At 30.8% G+C, this 18,647-nt stretch carries 14 protein-coding genes and 5 tRNA genes; 17 read left to right on the top strand and 2 right to left on the bottom strand.

What is annotated here, in order from left to right:
* Positions 1-3: 3 nt before the first annotated feature.
* Positions 4-693 carry an ATP-binding cassette domain-containing protein gene (locus IQC44_RS04820; RefSeq protein ID WP_198305218.1) on the bottom strand — a complete coding sequence of 230 codons (690 nt, stop codon included), beginning with the start codon at positions 691-693 and terminating at the stop codon, positions 4-6.
* On the bottom strand, positions 690-2,165 hold the full coding sequence (gene gpmI / locus IQC44_RS04815; RefSeq protein WP_198305217.1) for a 2,3-bisphosphoglycerate-independent phosphoglycerate mutase: 1,476 nt from the start codon (positions 2,163-2,165) through the stop codon (positions 690-692). The genes IQC44_RS04820 and gpmI overlap by 4 nt, the downstream gene beginning before the upstream one ends.
* Positions 2,166-2,235: 70 nt before the next feature.
* Between gpmI and mraY the strand changes: the two genes are divergently transcribed.
* From mraY to rpoC, 17 genes are all read left to right on the top strand, one after another.
* A complete protein-coding gene (gene mraY, locus IQC44_RS04810; RefSeq protein WP_198305216.1) occupies positions 2,236-3,297 on the top strand; it encodes a phospho-N-acetylmuramoyl-pentapeptide-transferase in 1,062 nt (353 codons plus the stop codon).
* Between the two features lie 2 nt (positions 3,298-3,299).
* A complete protein-coding gene (murD, locus tag IQC44_RS04805; protein WP_198305215.1) occupies positions 3,300-4,475 on the top strand; it encodes a UDP-N-acetylmuramoyl-L-alanine--D-glutamate ligase in 1,176 nt (391 codons plus the stop codon).
* Positions 4,476-4,510: 35 nt separating this feature from the next.
* Positions 4,511-4,586: transfer RNA gene (locus IQC44_RS04800), tRNA-Phe, on the top strand.
* A gap of 16 nt (positions 4,587-4,602) precedes the next feature.
* Positions 4,603-4,679, top strand: a tRNA-Thr gene (locus IQC44_RS04795).
* 57 nt (positions 4,680-4,736) lie between these two features.
* A tRNA-Tyr gene (locus IQC44_RS04790) sits at positions 4,737-4,821 on the top strand.
* A gap of 9 nt (positions 4,822-4,830) precedes the next feature.
* Positions 4,831-4,907, top strand: a tRNA-Gly gene (locus IQC44_RS04785).
* A 214-nt stretch (positions 4,908-5,121) separates the two neighbouring features.
* Positions 5,122-6,330: an elongation factor Tu gene (gene tuf, locus IQC44_RS04780; RefSeq protein ID WP_198305214.1), complete on the top strand. Its 1,209-nt coding sequence runs from the start codon at positions 5,122-5,124 to the stop codon at positions 6,328-6,330.
* Between the two features lie 8 nt (positions 6,331-6,338).
* Positions 6,339-6,509, top strand: a complete 171-nt coding sequence (gene rpmG, locus IQC44_RS04775) for a 50S ribosomal protein L33 (protein ID WP_024775591.1) — start codon at positions 6,339-6,341, stop codon at positions 6,507-6,509.
* Positions 6,510-6,546: 37 nt separating this feature from the next.
* Positions 6,547-6,622, top strand: a tRNA-Trp gene (locus IQC44_RS04770).
* 78 nt (positions 6,623-6,700) lie between these two features.
* The gene (gene secE / locus IQC44_RS04765; protein ID WP_198305213.1) at positions 6,701-6,883 is read left to right on the top strand and encodes a preprotein translocase subunit SecE; all 183 of its coding nucleotides are present in this window, start codon (positions 6,701-6,703) and stop codon (positions 6,881-6,883) included.
* Positions 6,884-6,892: 9 nt separating this feature from the next.
* Positions 6,893-7,420: a transcription termination/antitermination protein NusG gene (gene nusG, locus IQC44_RS04760; RefSeq protein ID WP_198305212.1), complete on the top strand. Its 528-nt coding sequence runs from the start codon at positions 6,893-6,895 to the stop codon at positions 7,418-7,420.
* A 101-nt stretch (positions 7,421-7,521) separates the two neighbouring features.
* Complete coding sequence (gene rplK, locus IQC44_RS04755) at positions 7,522-7,947, top strand: 50S ribosomal protein L11 (RefSeq protein ID WP_198305211.1); 426 nt, start codon at positions 7,522-7,524, stop codon at positions 7,945-7,947.
* A gap of 73 nt (positions 7,948-8,020) precedes the next feature.
* Positions 8,021-8,719: a 50S ribosomal protein L1 gene (gene rplA, locus IQC44_RS04750; protein ID WP_198305210.1), complete on the top strand. Its 699-nt coding sequence runs from the start codon at positions 8,021-8,023 to the stop codon at positions 8,717-8,719.
* Between the two features lie 169 nt (positions 8,720-8,888).
* Entirely contained in the window at positions 8,889-9,377 is a 489-nt protein-coding gene (gene rplJ / locus IQC44_RS04745; RefSeq protein ID WP_198305209.1) for a 50S ribosomal protein L10, read from the top strand.
* Positions 9,378-9,420: 43 nt separating this feature from the next.
* A complete protein-coding gene (rplL, locus tag IQC44_RS04740) occupies positions 9,421-9,792 on the top strand; it encodes a 50S ribosomal protein L7/L12 (RefSeq protein ID WP_066159173.1) in 372 nt (123 codons plus the stop codon).
* A 167-nt stretch (positions 9,793-9,959) separates the two neighbouring features.
* Positions 9,960-14,108 carry a DNA-directed RNA polymerase subunit beta gene (gene rpoB / locus IQC44_RS04735; RefSeq protein ID WP_198305208.1) on the top strand — a complete coding sequence of 1,383 codons (4,149 nt, stop codon included), beginning with the start codon at positions 9,960-9,962 and terminating at the stop codon, positions 14,106-14,108.
* Positions 14,098-18,624 (top strand): DNA-directed RNA polymerase subunit beta', encoded by a 4,527-nt coding sequence (gene rpoC / locus IQC44_RS04730; RefSeq protein ID WP_198305207.1) that lies wholly within the window; start codon positions 14,098-14,100, stop codon positions 18,622-18,624. The genes rpoB and rpoC overlap by 11 nt, the downstream gene beginning before the upstream one ends.
* The last annotated feature ends 23 nt before the right edge of the window (positions 18,625-18,647 follow it).

Below are 18,647 nucleotides of genomic sequence, written 5' to 3'. Positions count from 1 at the left end.
TTTTTAATTCCTAAATTTTTTATTTTTAAAACTTGAATCTAAAAGTTTTTTTGTATATTCATCTTTTGGATTATTTAAAATATCACTTGTTTTGCCAAATTCAACTACTCTACCATTTTTAATAATCACTATATCTTCACAAATATCTCTAATAGATTCTATATCGTGAGTTACAAAAAGTATATTAATATCTAATTTATCTTTTAAATTTTTTACTATATTTATTATGTTCATTTTATTTTCAAAATCAAGTGCTGTTGTAGGTTCATCCAGCAAAAGAAGTTTAATATCACGACTAAGAGCAATTGCAATTACAACTCTTTGAGTTTGTCCACCACTAATTTGTGATGGATATTTTTCTAAAATTTCTAAAGGAAGATCTAAAAGCTTAAAAGTCTCCCTTTTTTTTTCATCACTACAAAATATTTGATTTTTTATTTTTGTCATAGATGAAAGAGAAGTAAAAGGATTTTGTGGAATAAAACCAATTGTATTAAAGCCTAATTCAAAATCACTAAATATATCTTTTTCTACTTTTAAAGAGTTTGGAAGTAGATTTAAAATTGCTTTTAATGTTAATGATTTTCCACTTCCACTCTCTCCAATTAGTGCAGTTGAACTAGATATTGTAAAATCTATATTTACAATAGTTTGCTCCTTTGAAGAAATTTTTAATTTTTTTATATCTATCAAATTAGTGGTTCATCCATCTCTTCTGGAATATTTAAGCCCATTAGTTTTAAAACAGTTGGTGCAATATTATTCAAGCTTCCCTCTTTTACCTTTGTTACATTTTGTGCAAGAACAAAGCAATAAACATCTCCAACTGTATGATTTGTTAGAGTATTTCCAGCTTCATCTTTCATCATTTCACAATTTCCATGATCTGATGTTAAAACTATATTGTAGTTAGATTTTTTTGCCTCTTCAAGGATTAATCCTAGTTCATAATCAACAGCTTCAACAGCTTTTATTGCAGCTTCATAAACTCCTGTATGTCCTACCATATCACCATTTGCAAAGTTTACAACTATAAAATCAGTTTTGTTTTGCATAGCAACTCTTACAGCATTTCCAACTTCTGGAGCTGACATTTGTGGTTGCATATCGTAAGTTGCAACATTTGGAGATGGAACTAAAACTCTAGTTTCATTTAAAAATGGCTCTTCAACTCCACCATTAAAGAAAAAAGTTACATGGGCATATTTTTCTGTTTCAGCTGTATGAAGTTGAGTTAATCCTGCATTTGAAATAACTTGTGCTAAAGTATTTGTAGGATTATCTTTTGGAAAAATTACTGGTATTTTTACATTTTTATCATATTGAGTCATAGATGCTAAATTTAGATTTAATTTTTTTGTAGTAAATTCTTTAAAATCATCTTTAGCAAATACACTAGAAAGCTCTCTTGCTCTATCACTTCTAAAGTTGCAAAAAATTACTCCGTCATTTTCCTTAATTCCCTCAAAACCTTCAAAAGCAGTAGGAAGAATAAATTCATCAAAAATCTCATTTTTATAAGAATTATCAATAAATTCTAAAATATTTTGTGAAGTTTTTGGATTTGCATTTGCCATAGAGTTATATGCAAGTTCTACTCTATCCCATCTATTATCTCTATCCATTCCATAATATCTTCCACCAATAGTTGCAATTTTTATATCATCATTACAAATATCTAAAATTTGATTTATATAAATTCTTGCACAATCTGGTGCTACATCTCTTCCATCAGTTATTAAATGAAGCCAAACTTTTTTTCCAAAATTTTGCGAAATTTTTGCAAGTGCAATTATATGGTCAATATGCGAGTGAACTCCACCATCACTTACAAGACCTATTAAATGAATATTTTTTGAACTATTTATTGTAGATTTTACAATTTCATTATCTTTTAAAGTGTCATTTTTTATTGCTAAATGAATTTTTACTAAATCTTGATATAAAACTCTTCCACTTCCAATAGTCATATGTCCTACTTCACTATTTCCCATTTGATTTTCTGGTAATCCAACATACTCCCCATATGTATGAATTAAGCTATAAGGTACATTTGAAAAAAGATAGTCATAAGTTGGCTTTTTTGCATTGCAAAAAGCATTAAAGTTGTTTGAACTATTATGTCCAATACCGTCAGTTATAATTAATAATGTTTTATTACTCATTTTATTTAAACCTTTTGAAATATTTAATATATTATAATCGCGATTATTATATCAAATCCAAGGTTTAATTTTGTTTTATTGGCTCTACAGACATTTAGAAATCAACATTTTTCAATATATTTCAGTTCGTGCAGGAATTAGCTTTTTTTTAGCTTTTGTTTTAACTATGTATTTAATGCCAAAGTTTATAAGATGGGCAAGAGCAAAAAAAGCTTCTCAGCCAATTTATGAATTAGCTCCAGAAGCTCATAAAGTAAAGGCAGGAACTCCTACTATGGGTGGAATAGTTTTTATATTTTCTACTATAATTGCTACAATTTTAACAGCAAAATTAAATAATTTTTATGTTGTTGGTGGTCTTATAACTTTGGCACTTTTTTCATTAATTGGAATTCAAGACGATTATAAAAAAATTAGTAAAGCAAAAAATAGTGCAGGTTTAAGTGCTAGAATGAAGTTGCTTTTCCAATTTTTAAGTGCAGGAATAGTTGTTTCAATTCTATTTTATTTTGGTCATACAAGTGATTTATATTTACCATTTTATAAATATCCTATTTTCGAAATGGGAGTATTTTCTATAGTTTTTTGGATGTTTGTTGTAGTTGGCTCATCAAATGCTGTAAATCTTACAGATGGACTTGATGGACTTGCAACTGTTCCTTCTATTTTAGCATTTACAACACTATCTATTTTGGTTTATGTTGTTGGGCATATTGGTTTTGCAAACTATTTATTGCTTCCAAATATAGCTATTGCTGGAGAGTTAGCTGTAATGGGTGCTGCTATTATTGGAGCATTAATTGGATTTTTATGGTTTAATGCTTATCCTGCTGAGGTTTTTATGGGAGACAGTGGATCTCTACCACTTGGAGCATTTATGGGATATATGGCAATTGTTGCAAAATCAGAACTTCTTCTTTTGGCTGTTGGATTTATTTTTGTTTTAGAAACAGTTTCTGTAATGCTTCAAGTAGGTTCATATAAATTAAGGCAAAAAAGAGTTTTCTTAATGGCCCCTATTCATCACCATTTTGAACAAAAAGGTTGGAAAGAGAATAAAATTATTGTGAGATTTTGGATAATCTCTTTTATGGCAAATCTTGTTGCCCTTTTAAGTTTAAAGTTGAGATAAATATGAAAAATATAGAAAATTTACGAATTTTGGGAAAAGGAAAAACAGCACTTGCACTAAAAAAAAGATTTCCAAGTGCTGAACTTTATGATGATAGTGATTTTGAAACTTTTGATAAGAATTCAGAAGCTTTAACTATTGTAAGTCCTGGAATTCCACCACACAACAAATTGGTTTTAAATTCAAAAAATATCTCTAGTGATTATGATTTGTTCTATGATGATATGCCATTTAATATCTGGATAAGTGGAACAAATGGTAAAACTACAACTACTCAAATGTGTCAGCATTTATTAGAAAGATTTGATTCAGTTTATGGTGGAAACATTGGAGTTCCTCTAAGTGGACTCGATAAAAATAAGAAAATATGGATATTAGAAACTTCATCTTTCACACTTCACTATACAAAAGAGGCAAAGCCAAATATTTATATTCTTTTACCAATTACTGAAGACCATATAACTTGGCATGGAAGTTTTGAAGAGTATAAAAATGCAAAATTAAAGCCATTAGAGCTAATGAATGAAAATGATATTGCAATAATTCCAAATGAATTTAAAGATTTTAAAACAGATACCCATACTATATATTATAATTCAAGTGATGATTTGTGCTTATATTTTGATATAGATAAAAGTAAAATAGAGTTTAATGAGCCTTTTTTACTTGATGCTATTATGGCAATAGTAGTAAGAAAGATAATTTTTGATGATATAGATTATGATTTAATTAACTCATATAAAATTGATAAGCATAAAGTTGAAGAGTTTATAGATTTTAAAAATAGATTATGGATTGATGATAGTAAAGCTACAAACTATGATGCTACAATAAATGCACTCATTCCATATAAAAATAAAAATATACATATTATATTAGGTGGAGATGATAAAGGGGCAGGTCTTGAACCACTTTTTGAAGATATAAAAGATTTGGATATAACAGTTTATGCTATTGGTTCAAATATGAAAAGAGTTGTGAACTATTGTAATAAGTATAAGATAAAAGTTATAGAGTGTGAATTTTTAGAACTTGCTGTTAAAAATATTGATAAAAACTTAAAAGAAAATAGTATAGGAATTTTATCTCCAGCTGCTGCTTCTTTGGATCAATTTAAATCTTATTCGCATAGAGGAGATGAATTTAAGAAATTTGTAGGATTATTAAGCAAAGTTTAATAATCTACTTTGTATAATTGCACTCCAATTTGGAAGGCTCGATAGCTCAGTCGGTAGAGCAAAGGATTGAAAATCCTTGTGTCGACAGTTCGATTCTGTCTCGAGCCACCATTTTGATTTTTATGGTGCTGGTGTAGCTCAGTTGGCTAGAGCAGCTGATTTGTAATCAGCAGGTCGGGGGTTCGACTCCCTTCACCAGCTCCATTTTTGTCTTGCGTAAGTTTTAAGAACAGCGCTTGACCAGAACAATAATTTAACAACGGTGAGGTTGGAGAGTGGTCAAATCCTGCGGACTGTAAATCCGCCGCCTACGGCTTCGAAGGTTCAAATCCTTCTCTCACCACCACGCAATGTTGCGGGAGTAGCTCAGTTGGCTAGAGCTTCTGCCTTCCAAGCAGACTGTCGCGAGTTCGAGTCTCGTCTCCCGCTCCATTTTTATTGATTACTGGGAGCTGAGTTATAACGCAATTATTTTTATAACTCTTTATATTTTATATCTCTCAATTAATTTAATTTTTAGTATTTAAGTAATATAATACTCATCACATTTGCGAAAGCAAATCCCCTCTGAATAGAGAAGCCAATGTAGGCTTATCTACTCAGAGGGCAAAATAAGCAAAATAAATTTTAGAAGGGGAATAATCCTATGGCAAAAGAAAAGTTTTCAAGAAATAAGCCACACGTAAATATCGGTACAATTGGTCACGTTGACCACGGTAAAACTACTACAACTGCTGCAATTTCAGCTGTATTAGCTTTAAAATATGGTGGAGAGATGAAAGATTACGATCAAATCGATAATGCTCCAGAAGAGAGAGAAAGAGGAATTACTATTGCTACTTCTCACATTGAGTATGAAACAGATAAAAGACACTATGCACACGTAGATTGTCCAGGTCATGCCGATTATGTTAAAAATATGATTACTGGTGCTGCTCAAATGGATGGAGCTATCTTAGTTATCGCTTCAACAGATGGACCAATGGCTCAAACTAGAGAGCATATCCTTCTTTCTAAACAAGTTGGTGTTCCATATATCGTTGTATTCTTAAATAAAGAAGATCAATTAGACCCAGCTGATAAAGACGAAATGTTAGAATTAGTTGAAATGGAAATTAGAGAATTATTATCTACTTATGATTTCCCAGGTGATGATACTCCAATCGTTGCAGGTTCTGCATTTAGAGCATTAGAAGAAGCAAAAGCTGGTACAGTTGGACCATGGGCTGAGAAAATTGTTGCTTTAATGGCTGCAGTTGATGAATATATCCCAACTCCAGAAAGAGATACTGATAAAGCATTCTTAATGCCAGTTGAAGATGTTTTCTCTATTTCAGGAAGAGGAACAGTTGTTACTGGAAGAATTGAACTTGGAACTATTAAAGTTGGTGAAGAGATCGAAATCGTTGGATTTGGAGACACTAGAAAAACAACTGTTACTGGTGTTGAAATGTTTAGAAAAGAGATGGATCAAGGACAAGCTGGAGATAACTGCGGTATCCTTTTAAGAGGTGTTAAAAAAGAAGAGGTTGAAAGAGGACAAGTTCTTTGTAAGCCAGGTACAATTAAACCTCATACAGAATTTAAATGTGAAGTTTATATTCTTTCAAAAGAAGAAGGTGGAAGACATACTCCATTCTTTAGCGGATATAGACCACAATTCTATGTTAGAACAACAGACGTTACAGGATCTTGTGTATTAAATGAAGGTACTGAAATGGTTATGCCAGGTGATAATGTTGAGATGACTGTTACTTTAGTTGCTCCAATTGCTCTTGAAAAAGGAACTAAGTTCGCAATCAGAGAAGGTGGAAGAACTGTTGGTGCTGGAGTTGTTTCAGAAATCATTAAATAAGGATTATTATGGCGAATGCAGTAAGAATCAAAATAGGATTAAAATGCCAAGAGAGTGGAGATATTAACTACACTACTTGGAAAAATCCAAAAACTCATACTGAAAAGTTTGAAGTTAGAAAATATTGTCCAAGATTAAAAAAACACACTACTCATAAAGAAGTGAAATTAAAATCTTAACAATATAAACTTGAGAGTTTTCTCTCAAGTTTTTTAAAGGTCAGTAGCTCCAATGGTAGAGCATCGGATTCCAAATCCGAGTGATGGGGGTTCGAGTCCCTCCTGGCCTGCCACTAAATTTTTTTAAAAGAAGTTTCTATCTTTTTTTAAAAGAATTTATAAACTACAAAGTGTAGATAAATGGAGAAACTGTGAGTAAAGTAGAGAATTATTTTAATAGTGTAAAATCAGAGTTGTCAAAAGTGATTTTTCCAATAAAAGAGCAAATTAGAACTGCTTATATTTCAGTTTTTATTGTTGTTACAGTAATAGCTTTATATTTAGCTTTAATTGATGGAATTATGTCAATTAGCTTATCTTCGATTATTAATTAAGGAAAATAAATGGCACATAAATGGTATGCAATACAGACATATTCAGGAAGCGAACTTACTGTTAAAAGAGCATTGTTAAAACTTGCTGATGAGATGGCTGATGATAGAATTGCTGAAGTTTTAGTTCCAACTGAAGATTTGATAGAGATAAAAAAAGGTAAAAAGGTTATTATAGAAAGACCTTTATATCCTGCTTATGCTTTTGCAAATATAGATTTAGATACTGCTTTATGGCATAGAATTCAATCAATGCCAAAAGTTGGAAGATTTATTGGTGAATCAAAAAAACCAACTGCTTTAAGTGATAAAGATATTAACCTTATTTTAGAAAAAGCAAAAAATAAGGCAGCAGCTAAACCAAAAATCTCTTTTGATGAAGGTGAAATGGTAAGAATTAATGAAGGTCCTTTTGCAAACTTTAATGGGATTGTAGAAGACTTTGATTTGGTTTCTGGAGTATTAAAATTAAATGTTTCTATTTTTGGAAGAAATACACCAGTTGAAATCTCTTATACTCAAGTAGAGAGAATAGTTTAAAATTTTAATTTAGGCATTAGGCAAAGAAACTAGCTTCTATATAGTTTTTTTGCCTAATGTCTAATCATTAAAATCATTAAAATTTTTTAAAGGATAGCATCATGGCTAAGAAAGTTCAAGGATATTTAAAACTGCAAATTCCAGCAGGAGCAGCAAATCCATCACCACCAGTAGGTCCAGCACTTGGACAAAGAGGTGTTAATATTATGGAATTTTGTAAAGCATTTAACGAAAAAACAAAAGATAAAGCTGGATATAGATTACCAGTTGTTCTTACAATTTATACAGATAAAAGCTTTACTTTTGAAGTAAAACAACCTCCAATGACAGAATTAATTAAGAAAGTTTCTGGAGTTAAAAAAGGAAGTAATAATCCACTTAAACAAAAAGTTGGAAAACTTACAAAAGATCAAATTATGGAAATCGTTGATATGAAAATCAAAGATTTAAATACAACTGATAGAGAAATTGCAGCTAAAATTGTAGCTGGAAGTGCTAGATCAATAGGAATAGATACAGAGTTATAATTCTGTATGAGGTATAACCACTAACCTTTAAAAGAAGTGGTAGCAAAAAAAATTAAAAATTGCGGAGAAAAATATGGCAAAAGTTTCAAAAAGATATAAAGCGTTAAGTGCAAAAGTTGAAGATAGAAAATACTCTTTAGCTGAAGCTTGTGAACAAGTAAGAGAGTTAAAATCTGCTAAATTTGATGAGAGTGTTGAAATTGCTCTTAACTTAAATGTAGATCCAAGACATGCAGACCAAATGATTAGAGGAGCTGTTGTTCTTCCAAATGGTACAGGAAAAACTGTTAGAGTTGCTGTTTTTGCAAAAGGTGTAAAAATGGATGAAGCAAAAGTTGCAGGTGCTGATATTGTTGGAAATGATGATTTAGCTGAAGATATTCAAGCTGGAAAAATTAATTTTGATGTTTTAATTGCAACTCCAGATTGTATGGGAATTGTAGGAAAAGTAGGAAGAATTCTTGGGCCAAAAGGTTTAATGCCAAATCCAAAAACTGGAACAGTTACTATGGATGTTACAAAAGCAGTTAATGATGCTAAAGGTGGTCAAGTAACATATAGAGTTGATAAAAAAGGAAATATGCAAGCAGCTATTGGTAAAGTTTCTTTCTCAGCTCAAGCTATTAAAGAGAATGCTGAAGCATTTATTGGTGCAATCAATAAAGCTAAACCTTCAACTGCAAAAGGAAGATATATTACTAATGCAGCAATTAGCTTAACAATGAGTCCATCTATTATTTTAGATAATATGGAATTAATAGAAATTAGATAAGGTTCTCCTTATCTAATTTTTTTCTTTACATTCAAAAGTGTTGAAATTGTTCAATATTTTTGAGTGTTCAAAGCACTGAAATAAAACTGAAGACAGCTGGTAAGAGAAGTATTTTCCTACTCTCTTGTAAGTCCCGCCTAGGATGATGTTTTGAAAGGAGGAAAGAATAATGACTAGACAAGAAAAATCAGAAATTATAAACTTTTTATCTGTTGAATTTAAAAACTCTTTGGCTGTAGTTGTTTGTGACTATAAAGGTCTTACTCATAAAGAGTTAGAAACTTTAAGAAGAGAAGCAAAAGCTAATAATACTAAAGTTCAAGTTATTAAAAACACTTTAGTTACTAAAGCAGTTAAGGCTGCAGATTTAGGAGATATTGATTTAAGTGGAACTAATATCTATTTATGGTCAGAAGATCAAATTTCGGCTTGTAAAGTAGCTGATAAATTTGCAACTTCTACAAAAGATAAATTCTCTATTAAATCAGGGATTATTGAAGGTCAAATTGCAGATGTTGCTAGAGTTAATGCATTTGCTAAATTACCATCAAGAGAAGAACTTCTTGGAATGCTTGCATCTGTATGGATGGGACCTGTTAGAAACTTTACTATTGGTCTTGATGCTCTTAGAAGAAAAAAAGAAGAAGAGGCTGCTTAATTTTAAGCTAAAAATATATTAATAAATAAAAAAAGGATAGAAAATGGCAATTTCTAAAGAAGACGTTTTAGAATTTATTTCTGGTTTATCTGTATTAGAATTATCAGAATTAGTAAAAGAATTTGAAGAAAAATTTGGAGTATCAGCTCAACCTGTAGCTGTTGCTGGTGGTGCAGTTGCTGCTGTTGAAGCTGCTGAAGAAAAAACTGAGTTTGATGTAATTATCGTTGATTCAGGAGATAAAAAAATCAATGTTATTAAAGAAATCAGAGCAATCACTGGTCTTGGATTAAAAGAGGCTAAAGATGCTGCTGAGCAAACTCCTTCAACAATTAAAGAAGGAATCTCTAAAGCTGATGCTGAAGCAATTAAAGCTCAATTAGAAGCAGCTGGAGCAAAAGTAGAAGTTAAATAATTTTATTTAACTCTTTGGTATATAGGAGATTTTCTCCTATATATTTTGGCATCTTTGAAGGCTAAGGTTAAAGTTTTAACAAGAATTTTAACCTTATCCTTTATGGATGCTTTTGTGCTTTATAATATTTAAAGCAAACTCAACCAAATTTTATAACAAGGTGTCAAATGTTAAACTCTTTAAAATCTGGTAATAGACTCAGAGTAGATTTCGCAAAAAATCCGCAAAAAATCGAAATTCCTAACTTATTACAATTACAACAAACTTCGTATGATACTTTTTTGATGATTGATCAAAAAGATAGATCAACTGCTGGTATAGAAAAAGTATTTAAAACAATATTCCCTATTCATGATATTCAAAATAGGCTAACTTTAGATTACTTAGGTAGTGAAGTTGGAAAACCTAGATATGATGTTAGAGAATCTATGGTTAGAGGATTGACTTATTCAATCCCTTTAAAAATTAATATTAGATTAACACTATGGGATCTTGATGAGAAAACTGGTGAAAAAATTGGTGTTAAAGATATAAAAGAGCAATCTTTATTCATAAGAGAAATTCCTTTAATGACTGAAAGAACATCATTTATTGTAAATGGTGTTGAAAGAGTTGTTGTTAATCAATTACATAGAAGCCCAGGTGTTATCTTTAAAGAAGATGAATCAAATACTACTGATAGTAAACTTTTATATACAGGTCAAATAATTCCTGATAGAGGTTCTTGGTTATATTTTGAATATGATGCAAAAGATGTATTATATGTAAGAATTAATAAAAGAAGAAAAGTTCCTATTACAATTTTATTTAGAGCATTAGGTTATTCAAAAGAGGACATTATTAAAATGTTCTATCCAATTGTAAATGTTAAAATTAAAAATAATAAATTTTTAACAGAATTTAATCCTGATGACTTCACTGGTAGAATTGATTATGACATTAAAGATGATAAAGGTAATGTTGTAATTGGGGCTGGAAAAAGATTAACTGCAAGAAAAGCAAAAGCTTTAATTGAAGGTGGTTTAAAATTAATTGAGTATCCACTTGAATTATTGATGGATAGATATACTGCAAATACAATTTATGATCCAGAATCAGGAGAAGTTTTATTTGATGCTTTAACAAATCTTGATGAGTTAAAACTTAAAAAACTTCTTGATTTAGGTTTTGAATCATTTGATATTGCGAATGACTTATCTTCAAATGTTGATGATTCAATCATTAATGCTTTCAAAGCAGATGCAGAAAGTTTAAAACTTTTAAAACAAACAGAGCAAATAGATGATGAAAATGATTTAGCAGCTATTAGAATTTATAAAGTTATGAGACCAGGTGAGCCAGTAACTAAAGAGGCAGCAAAAGATTTCATTAAAAAACTTTTCTTTGATCCAGAACGTTATGATTTAACAAAAGTTGGAAGAATGAAAATGAATCATAAACTAGGAGTAAATGTTCCAGAATATGTAACAACTCTAACTTATGAAGATATTATAAAAACTGTTCAATATTTAGTAAAAGTTAAGGCTGGAAATGGTCATATCGATGATAGAGATCACTTAGGTAATAGAAGAATTAGAGCTATTGGTGAGTTACTTGCAAATGAATTACATGCAGGACTTATTAAAATGCAAAAAGCAATTAGAGATAAAATGACTACATTATCTGGTACATTAGAAGATATTATGCCACATGATTTAGTAAACTCTAAAATGATAACTTCAACTATTACAGAGTTTTTTACAAGTGGACAATTGTCTCAATTTATGGATCAAACAAACCCATTATCTGAAGTTACACATAAAAGAAGACTTTCAGCTCTTGGAGAAGGTGGTCTTGTAAAAGAGAGAGCTGGATTTGAGGTAAGAGATGTTCATCCAACTCACTATGGAAGAATTTGTCCAGTTGAAACTCCAGAGGGACAAAATATTGGACTTATAAATACTTTATCAACTTTTTCAAAAGTAAATGATTTAGGATTTATCGAAGCTCCATATAAAAAAGTTGTTGATGGTATTGTAACAAATGAGATTGCTTATTATACAGCTACTCAAGAAGAGGGACTTGTAATTGCGCCAGGATCTACAAAACTTGATGAAAATGGAAAAATTATTGAACCACTAATTGAAGTTAGAAAAGATGGAGAAATCCTTTTAATGGAGAGAAGTAGTGTTGATTTAATTGATATTTCTTCTCAAATGGTTATGGGAGTTGCAGCTTCACTTATTCCATTTTTAGAACACAACGATGCAAATAGAGCATTAATGGGTTCAAATATGATGAGACAAGCTGTTCCTTTGATTAAACCAACAGCTCCAATTGTTGGAACAGGATTAGAAAAAACAGTTGCTAGAGATTCATGGGAAGCTATAAAAGCTAAAAGAGCTGGAATTGTTGAAAAAGCTGACTCTAAAAATATATATATTAGTGGTGATGATGAAAATGGTGCATTTATTGATCACTATGAAGTTCACAAAAATGTAAGAACAAACAATAATACAGATTTTGAACAAAGAACTGCTGTAAGAGCTGGAGATTTTGTAGAAAAAGGACAAGTAATTGCTGATGGTCCTTCTATGGATAAAGGTGAACTTGCAGTTGGAATTAATGCAATGGTTGCATTTATGCCATGGAATGGATACAACTATGAGGATGCTATAATCTTGAGTGAAAGATTAATAGAAAAAGATGCCTTTACTTCTGTTCATATTTATGAAAAAGAGATAGATTGTAGAGAGTTAAAACATGGTAATGAAGAGATAACAAGAGATTTACCGGGTGTTAAAGAAGAAAATATAACTCATCTTGATTCTTCAGGAATTGTAAAAATTGGAACTTATGTTACTCCTGGAATGATTCTTGTTGGAAAAGTTACTCCAAAAGGTGAAATTAAACCAACTCCAGAAGAGAGACTTTTAAGAGCTATTTTTGGTGAAAAGGCTGGGCATGTTATTAATAAATCTCTAGTTTGTCCAACATCAATGGAAGGAACTGTTGTTGATGTTAAAGTATTTACTAAAAAAGGTTATGAGAAGTGTGAAAGAGCAATAGCTGAAATTGATTTAGAAAAAGCAGAATTAAATCAAAAACACCATGATAAACTTTTAATGCTTGATAGAGAAGAAGCTTTAAAAATAAATGATTTATTATTAAAAACACCATTAGCAAAAGATTTAGAGTTAGAAGATATTACTTATAAAAAAGGTGAAATTTTAACTATAGATGTTCTAAATAGTGTAAATAGATTTGCAATGAAAAAAGTTGTATCTTCATATCCAAAAGAGGTTGAAAAAACTTATAATGATACAAAAGAGTACTTTATTAGACAAAAAGCAAGTTTAAGAGAAGAACATGAAGAGAAACTTCAAATCTTAGAGCATGATGATATTTTACCAAGTGGGGTTATTTCACAAGTTAAAGTATATATTGCAACTAAGAGAAAAATAAAAGTTGGTGATAAAATGGCTGGACGTCATGGAAACAAAGGTATTGTTTCAAATATCGTTCCAAAAGTTGATATGCCATACCTTGAAGATGGAACAAGTGTAGATGTTATTTTAAATCCACTAGGGGTTCCATCTCGTATGAATATTGGTCAAATTCTTGAAGTTCACTTAGGACTTGCTGGAAGAAGATTAGGAAAACAAATTCAACATATATTTAAAGCAAAAAGAGCAGATTTTGTAGCTGAATTAAGAGCAAAATTAATTGATATTGCTGGAATAGCAAAACTTATGAATGCAAAAGAGTTTATAAGTAATCTAAATGATGAAGATTTAATCAAATATGCAAGAGATTGGGCAAAAGGTGTAAAATTTGCTACTCAAATATTTGATGGTGTTAAAGCAGATGAGTTTGTAAAACTATTTGAATTAGCAAAAATGGATAGTGATGGAAAATCAGTTTTATTTGATGGTAAAACTGGTGAAAGAATGAAAGAAAGAGTAAATGTTGGTTATATGTATATGCTAAAACTTCACCACTTAGTTGATGAAAAAGTTCACGCAAGAAGTACTGGACCATACTCTTTAGTAACTCAACAACCAGTTGGTGGAAAAGCACTATTTGGTGGACAAAGATTTGGAGAGATGGAGGTTTGGGCATTGGAAGCTTATGGTGCAACAAATGTACTAAAAGAGATGCTTACAACAAAATCTGATGATGTTGAGGGTAGAACAAGAGCTTATAGAGCTATTGCAAATGGAGAAAATGTTCCAAATTCTGGTGTTCCAGAGACATTCTTTGTTTTAACAAAAGAGTTAAAAGCCTTAGCTTTAGATGTAGAGATTTTTCAAGAGGTAGAAAACGATGAGCAATAATGAAATAGTACTAGCACCAATAGAGATTAAAGAGTTAGAAAGACCACAAGATTTTTCAGCGTTTCAATTAAGACTTGCAAGTCCAGAAAAAATTCTTTCTTGGTCTTGTGGAGAGGTTAAAAAACCTGAAACAATCAACTATAGAACATTAAAACCTGAACGTGATGGACTATTTTGTGCAAAAATCTTTGGACCTGTAAAAGATTATGAGTGTCTTTGTGGTAAATATAAAAAGATGAGATACAAAGGTGTTGTTTGTGAAAAATGTGGAGTTGAAGTAACTTCAAGTAAAGTAAGACGACACAGAATGGGACACATTGAATTAGTTTCTCCTGTTGCTCATATTTGGATGGTTTCATCTTTACCTTCAAGAATTGGAACAATTTTAGGTGTTAAATTAAAAGACCTTGAAAGAGTATTATATTATGAAGCATATATTGTAAATGAGCCAGGTGAAGCTTATTATGATGGTGAGAGAACTAAAAAAATTGAGAAATATGATATTTTAAATGAAGAGCAATACAGAACGGTTGCTGATTTATTTGAACATACTGGATTTGAAGCAAAAATGGGTGGAGAAATAGTAAGAGATTTACTAGAAAAATTAAACTTATTTGAACTATTGACTCTATTAAAAGATGAAATGGAAGCTACAAAAAGTGAGGCAAAAAGAAAGACTATTATTAAAAGATTAAAAATTGTTGAAAACTTTATAAATAGTGGAAATAGACCAGAATGGATGATGCTAACTCAACTTCCAGTTCTTCCGCCTGATTTAAGACCACTTGTTTCACTTGATGGTGGAAAATTTGCTGTTTCTGATGTTAATGACCTTTATAGAAGAGTTATTAATAGAAATAACAGATTAAAAAGATTAACAGAACTTGATGCTCCTGAAATTATTATTAGAAATGAAAAAAGAATGCTTCAAGAAGCTGTTGATGCACTATTTGATAATGGAAAAACAGCAAATGCAGTTAAAGGTGCAAACAAAAGACCTTTAAAATCTTTATCTGAGATTATTAAAGGTAAACAAGGACGATTTAGACAAAACTTACTTGGAAAAAGGGTTGATTTCTCTGGAAGATCTGTAATTGTTGTTGGACCAAATTTAAATATGGATCAATGTGGTATTCCTAAAAAAATGGCACTTGAACTATTTAAACCACATTTAATGGCAAAGTTAGAAGAGAAAGGTTATGCAACTACTCTTAAAGCTGCAAAAAGATTGATTGAAGCTGAAACAAATGAAGTTTGGGAATGTTTAAATGAGATTGTTGATGAATATCCAATTTTATTAAATAGAGCACCAACTCTTCACAAACTTTCAATTCAAGCATTCCACCCTGTGTTAATTGATGGAAAAGCTATTAGACTTCACCCACTTGTTTGTGCTGCATTTAATGCGGACTTCGATGGGGATCAAATGGCTGTTCACATACCATTATCACAAGAAGCTGTTGCTGAAGCAAAAATTTTAATGATGAGTTCTATGAATATTCTTTTACCAGCATCAGGAAGAGCTATTGCAGTTCCATCTCAAGATATGATTTTAGGTATTTACTATTTATCATTACAAAAAGATGGTGTAAAAGGTGAACATAAACTGTTTACTGATGTAAATGAAGTAAAAATTGCACTTGAAATGGATCAAATTGATTTACATGCAAAAATAAGAACTAAATTAGATAATAAAATTGTAAATACAACTGTTGGAAGATTAATTATTCATGAAATCTTACCTAGTTTTGTACCTATGAATTTATGGAATAAAGTTTTAAAGAAAAAAGATATTGGAGCTTTAGTTGATTATATCTATAAAGAAGCTGGATATGAAGTAACTCCAAGATTTTTAGATAACTTAAAAAATCTAGGTTTTAAATATGCAACAAAGGCAGGAATTTCTATATCTGTTGATGATATTAGAGTACCTGAAAGTAAAATAGGACATATTACAAAATCTAAAAAAGATGTTATTGAAGTTCAAAAACAGTTCTTCCAAGGTCTTTTAACAGAGCAAGAAAGATATAATAAAACAATTGATATTTGGACAGAAACAAATAATAAATTGGGTTCTGAAATGATGGAGCTTGTAAAAGGTGATAAGAATGGATTTAACTCTATTTATATGATGGCAGATTCAGGAGCAAGAGGTAGTGCTACACAAATTAGACAGCTTTCAGGTATGAGGGGTCTTATGGCAAAACCAGATGGAACTATTATTGAAACACCAATTATCTCTAACTTTAAAGAGGGTCTAAATGTTCTTGAGTATTTTATTTCTACTCACGGAGCTAGAAAAGGACTTGCAGATACAGCTTTAAAAACAGCAAATGCTGGATATTTAACAAGAAAGCTAATAGATGTTTCTCAAAATGTTAGAATTACAGCTGAAGATTGTGGAACTCACGAAGGTATTGAAATAACTGATATTACTTCTGGAAATGAGTTAATTGAGTCTTTAGAAGAGAGAATCACTGGAAGAGTTATTGCTGAAGATATTATTGATCCTGTTTCAAATGAGATTTTATTTGCTGAAGGTACACTAATAACTGAAGAGTATGCTAGAACAGTTATTGAAGCTGAAGTTAAATCTGTAATTATTAGAACTCCACTTACTTGTAAAGAAGAAAATGGACTTTGTTCTCAATGTTATGGGTTAAACCTAGGTGAGCAAAGAAAAGCAAAACCAGGAGAAGCTGTTGGAGTTGTTGCTGCTCAATCTATTGGAGAACCAGGAACTCAGCTAACACTTAGAACTTTCCACGTTGGGGGAACTGCAAGTGCTACTCAAACTGAAAGAGAGTTAAAAGTAGATAAGCAAGGGTTTATTAGATACTATAATATCAAAACTTATGAATCAAGTACTGGTAAAAATATAGTTGCAAATAGAAGAAATGCTGGTGTTTTACTTGTTGAGCCAAAAATAAATGCACCATTTAAAGGTAAAGTAAGTGTTGAAGCAATCCATGAAGAGATAGAATTAACAATTACAAATGGAAAAGAGACTAAAAAATATTACTTAAGAAAAAGTGATGTTGCAAAAGTAAATGAACTTGCTGGAATTTCTGGAAAAATTGAAGGTAAATTATACTTACCATATAAAGATGGTTTTGAAGTTGAACATAATGATTCAATAGTTGAAATTATTAAAGATGGATGGAATGTACCAAATAGAATCCCTTATGCTTCTGAACTAAAAGTTGCAGATGGAGCTCCAATTACTTCAAAAATTGTTTCAGGTGCAAAAGGAATAGTTAAATACTATAAATTAACTGGAGATTATTTAGAAAGAAGACACGATATTAAAGCTGGTGATAATGTTGTAGAAAAAGGGCTTTTTGCTGTTGTTGCTGATGCTGATGATAGAGAAGCAGTAAGACACTATATTTCAAGGGGTTCTTCAATAGCTTTAAATGATAATAGTGAAGTTGAAAAAGATTCTGTTATATCTGAACCAACTGTTTCAGAACAAACTGTAATTGCTGAATGGGATCCATATGCAAACCCAACAATTGCTGAAAAAGCAGGGGTTGTAAGTTTTGAGGATATTATTCCAGGCGTTACAGTTTCTGAGCAATTTGATGAATTAACAGGAACTTCGAAACTAGTTGTTAATGAATATATTCCAAGTGGATATAAACCAACTGTTTTAGTTGCAACAGATAATAGTGAAATTATAAAATATGTTTTAGACCCTAAAGCTTCTTTAAATATTGCTGAGGGTAAAAGAGTTGAAATAGCTGATATTATTGCTAAAACTCCAAAAGCCACTCAAAAATCTAAAGATATTACAGGAGGTCTTCCAAGAGTTTCTGAGTTATTTGAAGCTAGACGACCAAAAAGTATTGCAATTTTAGCTTCATTTGATGGAATTGTTACATTTGGAAAACCACTTAGAAATAAACAAAAACTTGTAATTACTGATGAAAATGGTAATAATACAGAGTATTTAGTGGAAAAAGGTAAACATATTTTAGTTCACGAAGGTGAGTTTGTACATGCTGGAGAAGCATTAACAGATGGTCAAGTATCACCACATGATGTATTAAGAATTTTAGGTGAAAAAGCTCTTCATTACTTTATTGTTTCTGAAGTTCAACAAGTTTATAGATCTCAAGGGGTTAATATTGCAGATAAACATATTGAGGTTATTACATCTCAAATGTTAAGACAAGTATCAATTCTTGATGGTGGAGATACTAAATTTATTGTTGGAGATATGATTTCTAAAAAGAAATTCAAAATTGAAAATGAGAAAATTGTAAGAATGGGTGGACAACCAGCAATTGCTGAACCTGTACTTCTAGGTATTACTAGAGCTGCTGTTACATCTGATAGTATTATCTCAGCGGCATCTTTCCAAGAGACTACAAAAGTATTAACAGAAGCGGCAATTAGTGCAAAAATGGATATGCTTGAAGACTTAAAAGAGAATGTTGTAATAGGAAGAACAATTCCAGTTGGAACAGGACTTTATAAAGATCAAAAAGTTAAATTCTCTGAAGAGAAATAATAGGGCTTTTGCCCTATTAGCTT

Origin of the sequence: Arcobacter vandammei, assembly GCF_016106035.1 — a bacterium.
In the GTDB taxonomy this organism is placed as follows: domain Bacteria; phylum Campylobacterota; class Campylobacteria; order Campylobacterales; family Arcobacteraceae; genus Aliarcobacter; species Aliarcobacter vandammei.
Note: the sequence above shows the minus strand (reverse complement) of the source record. Positions and strands in the feature narration are given on the sequence as shown.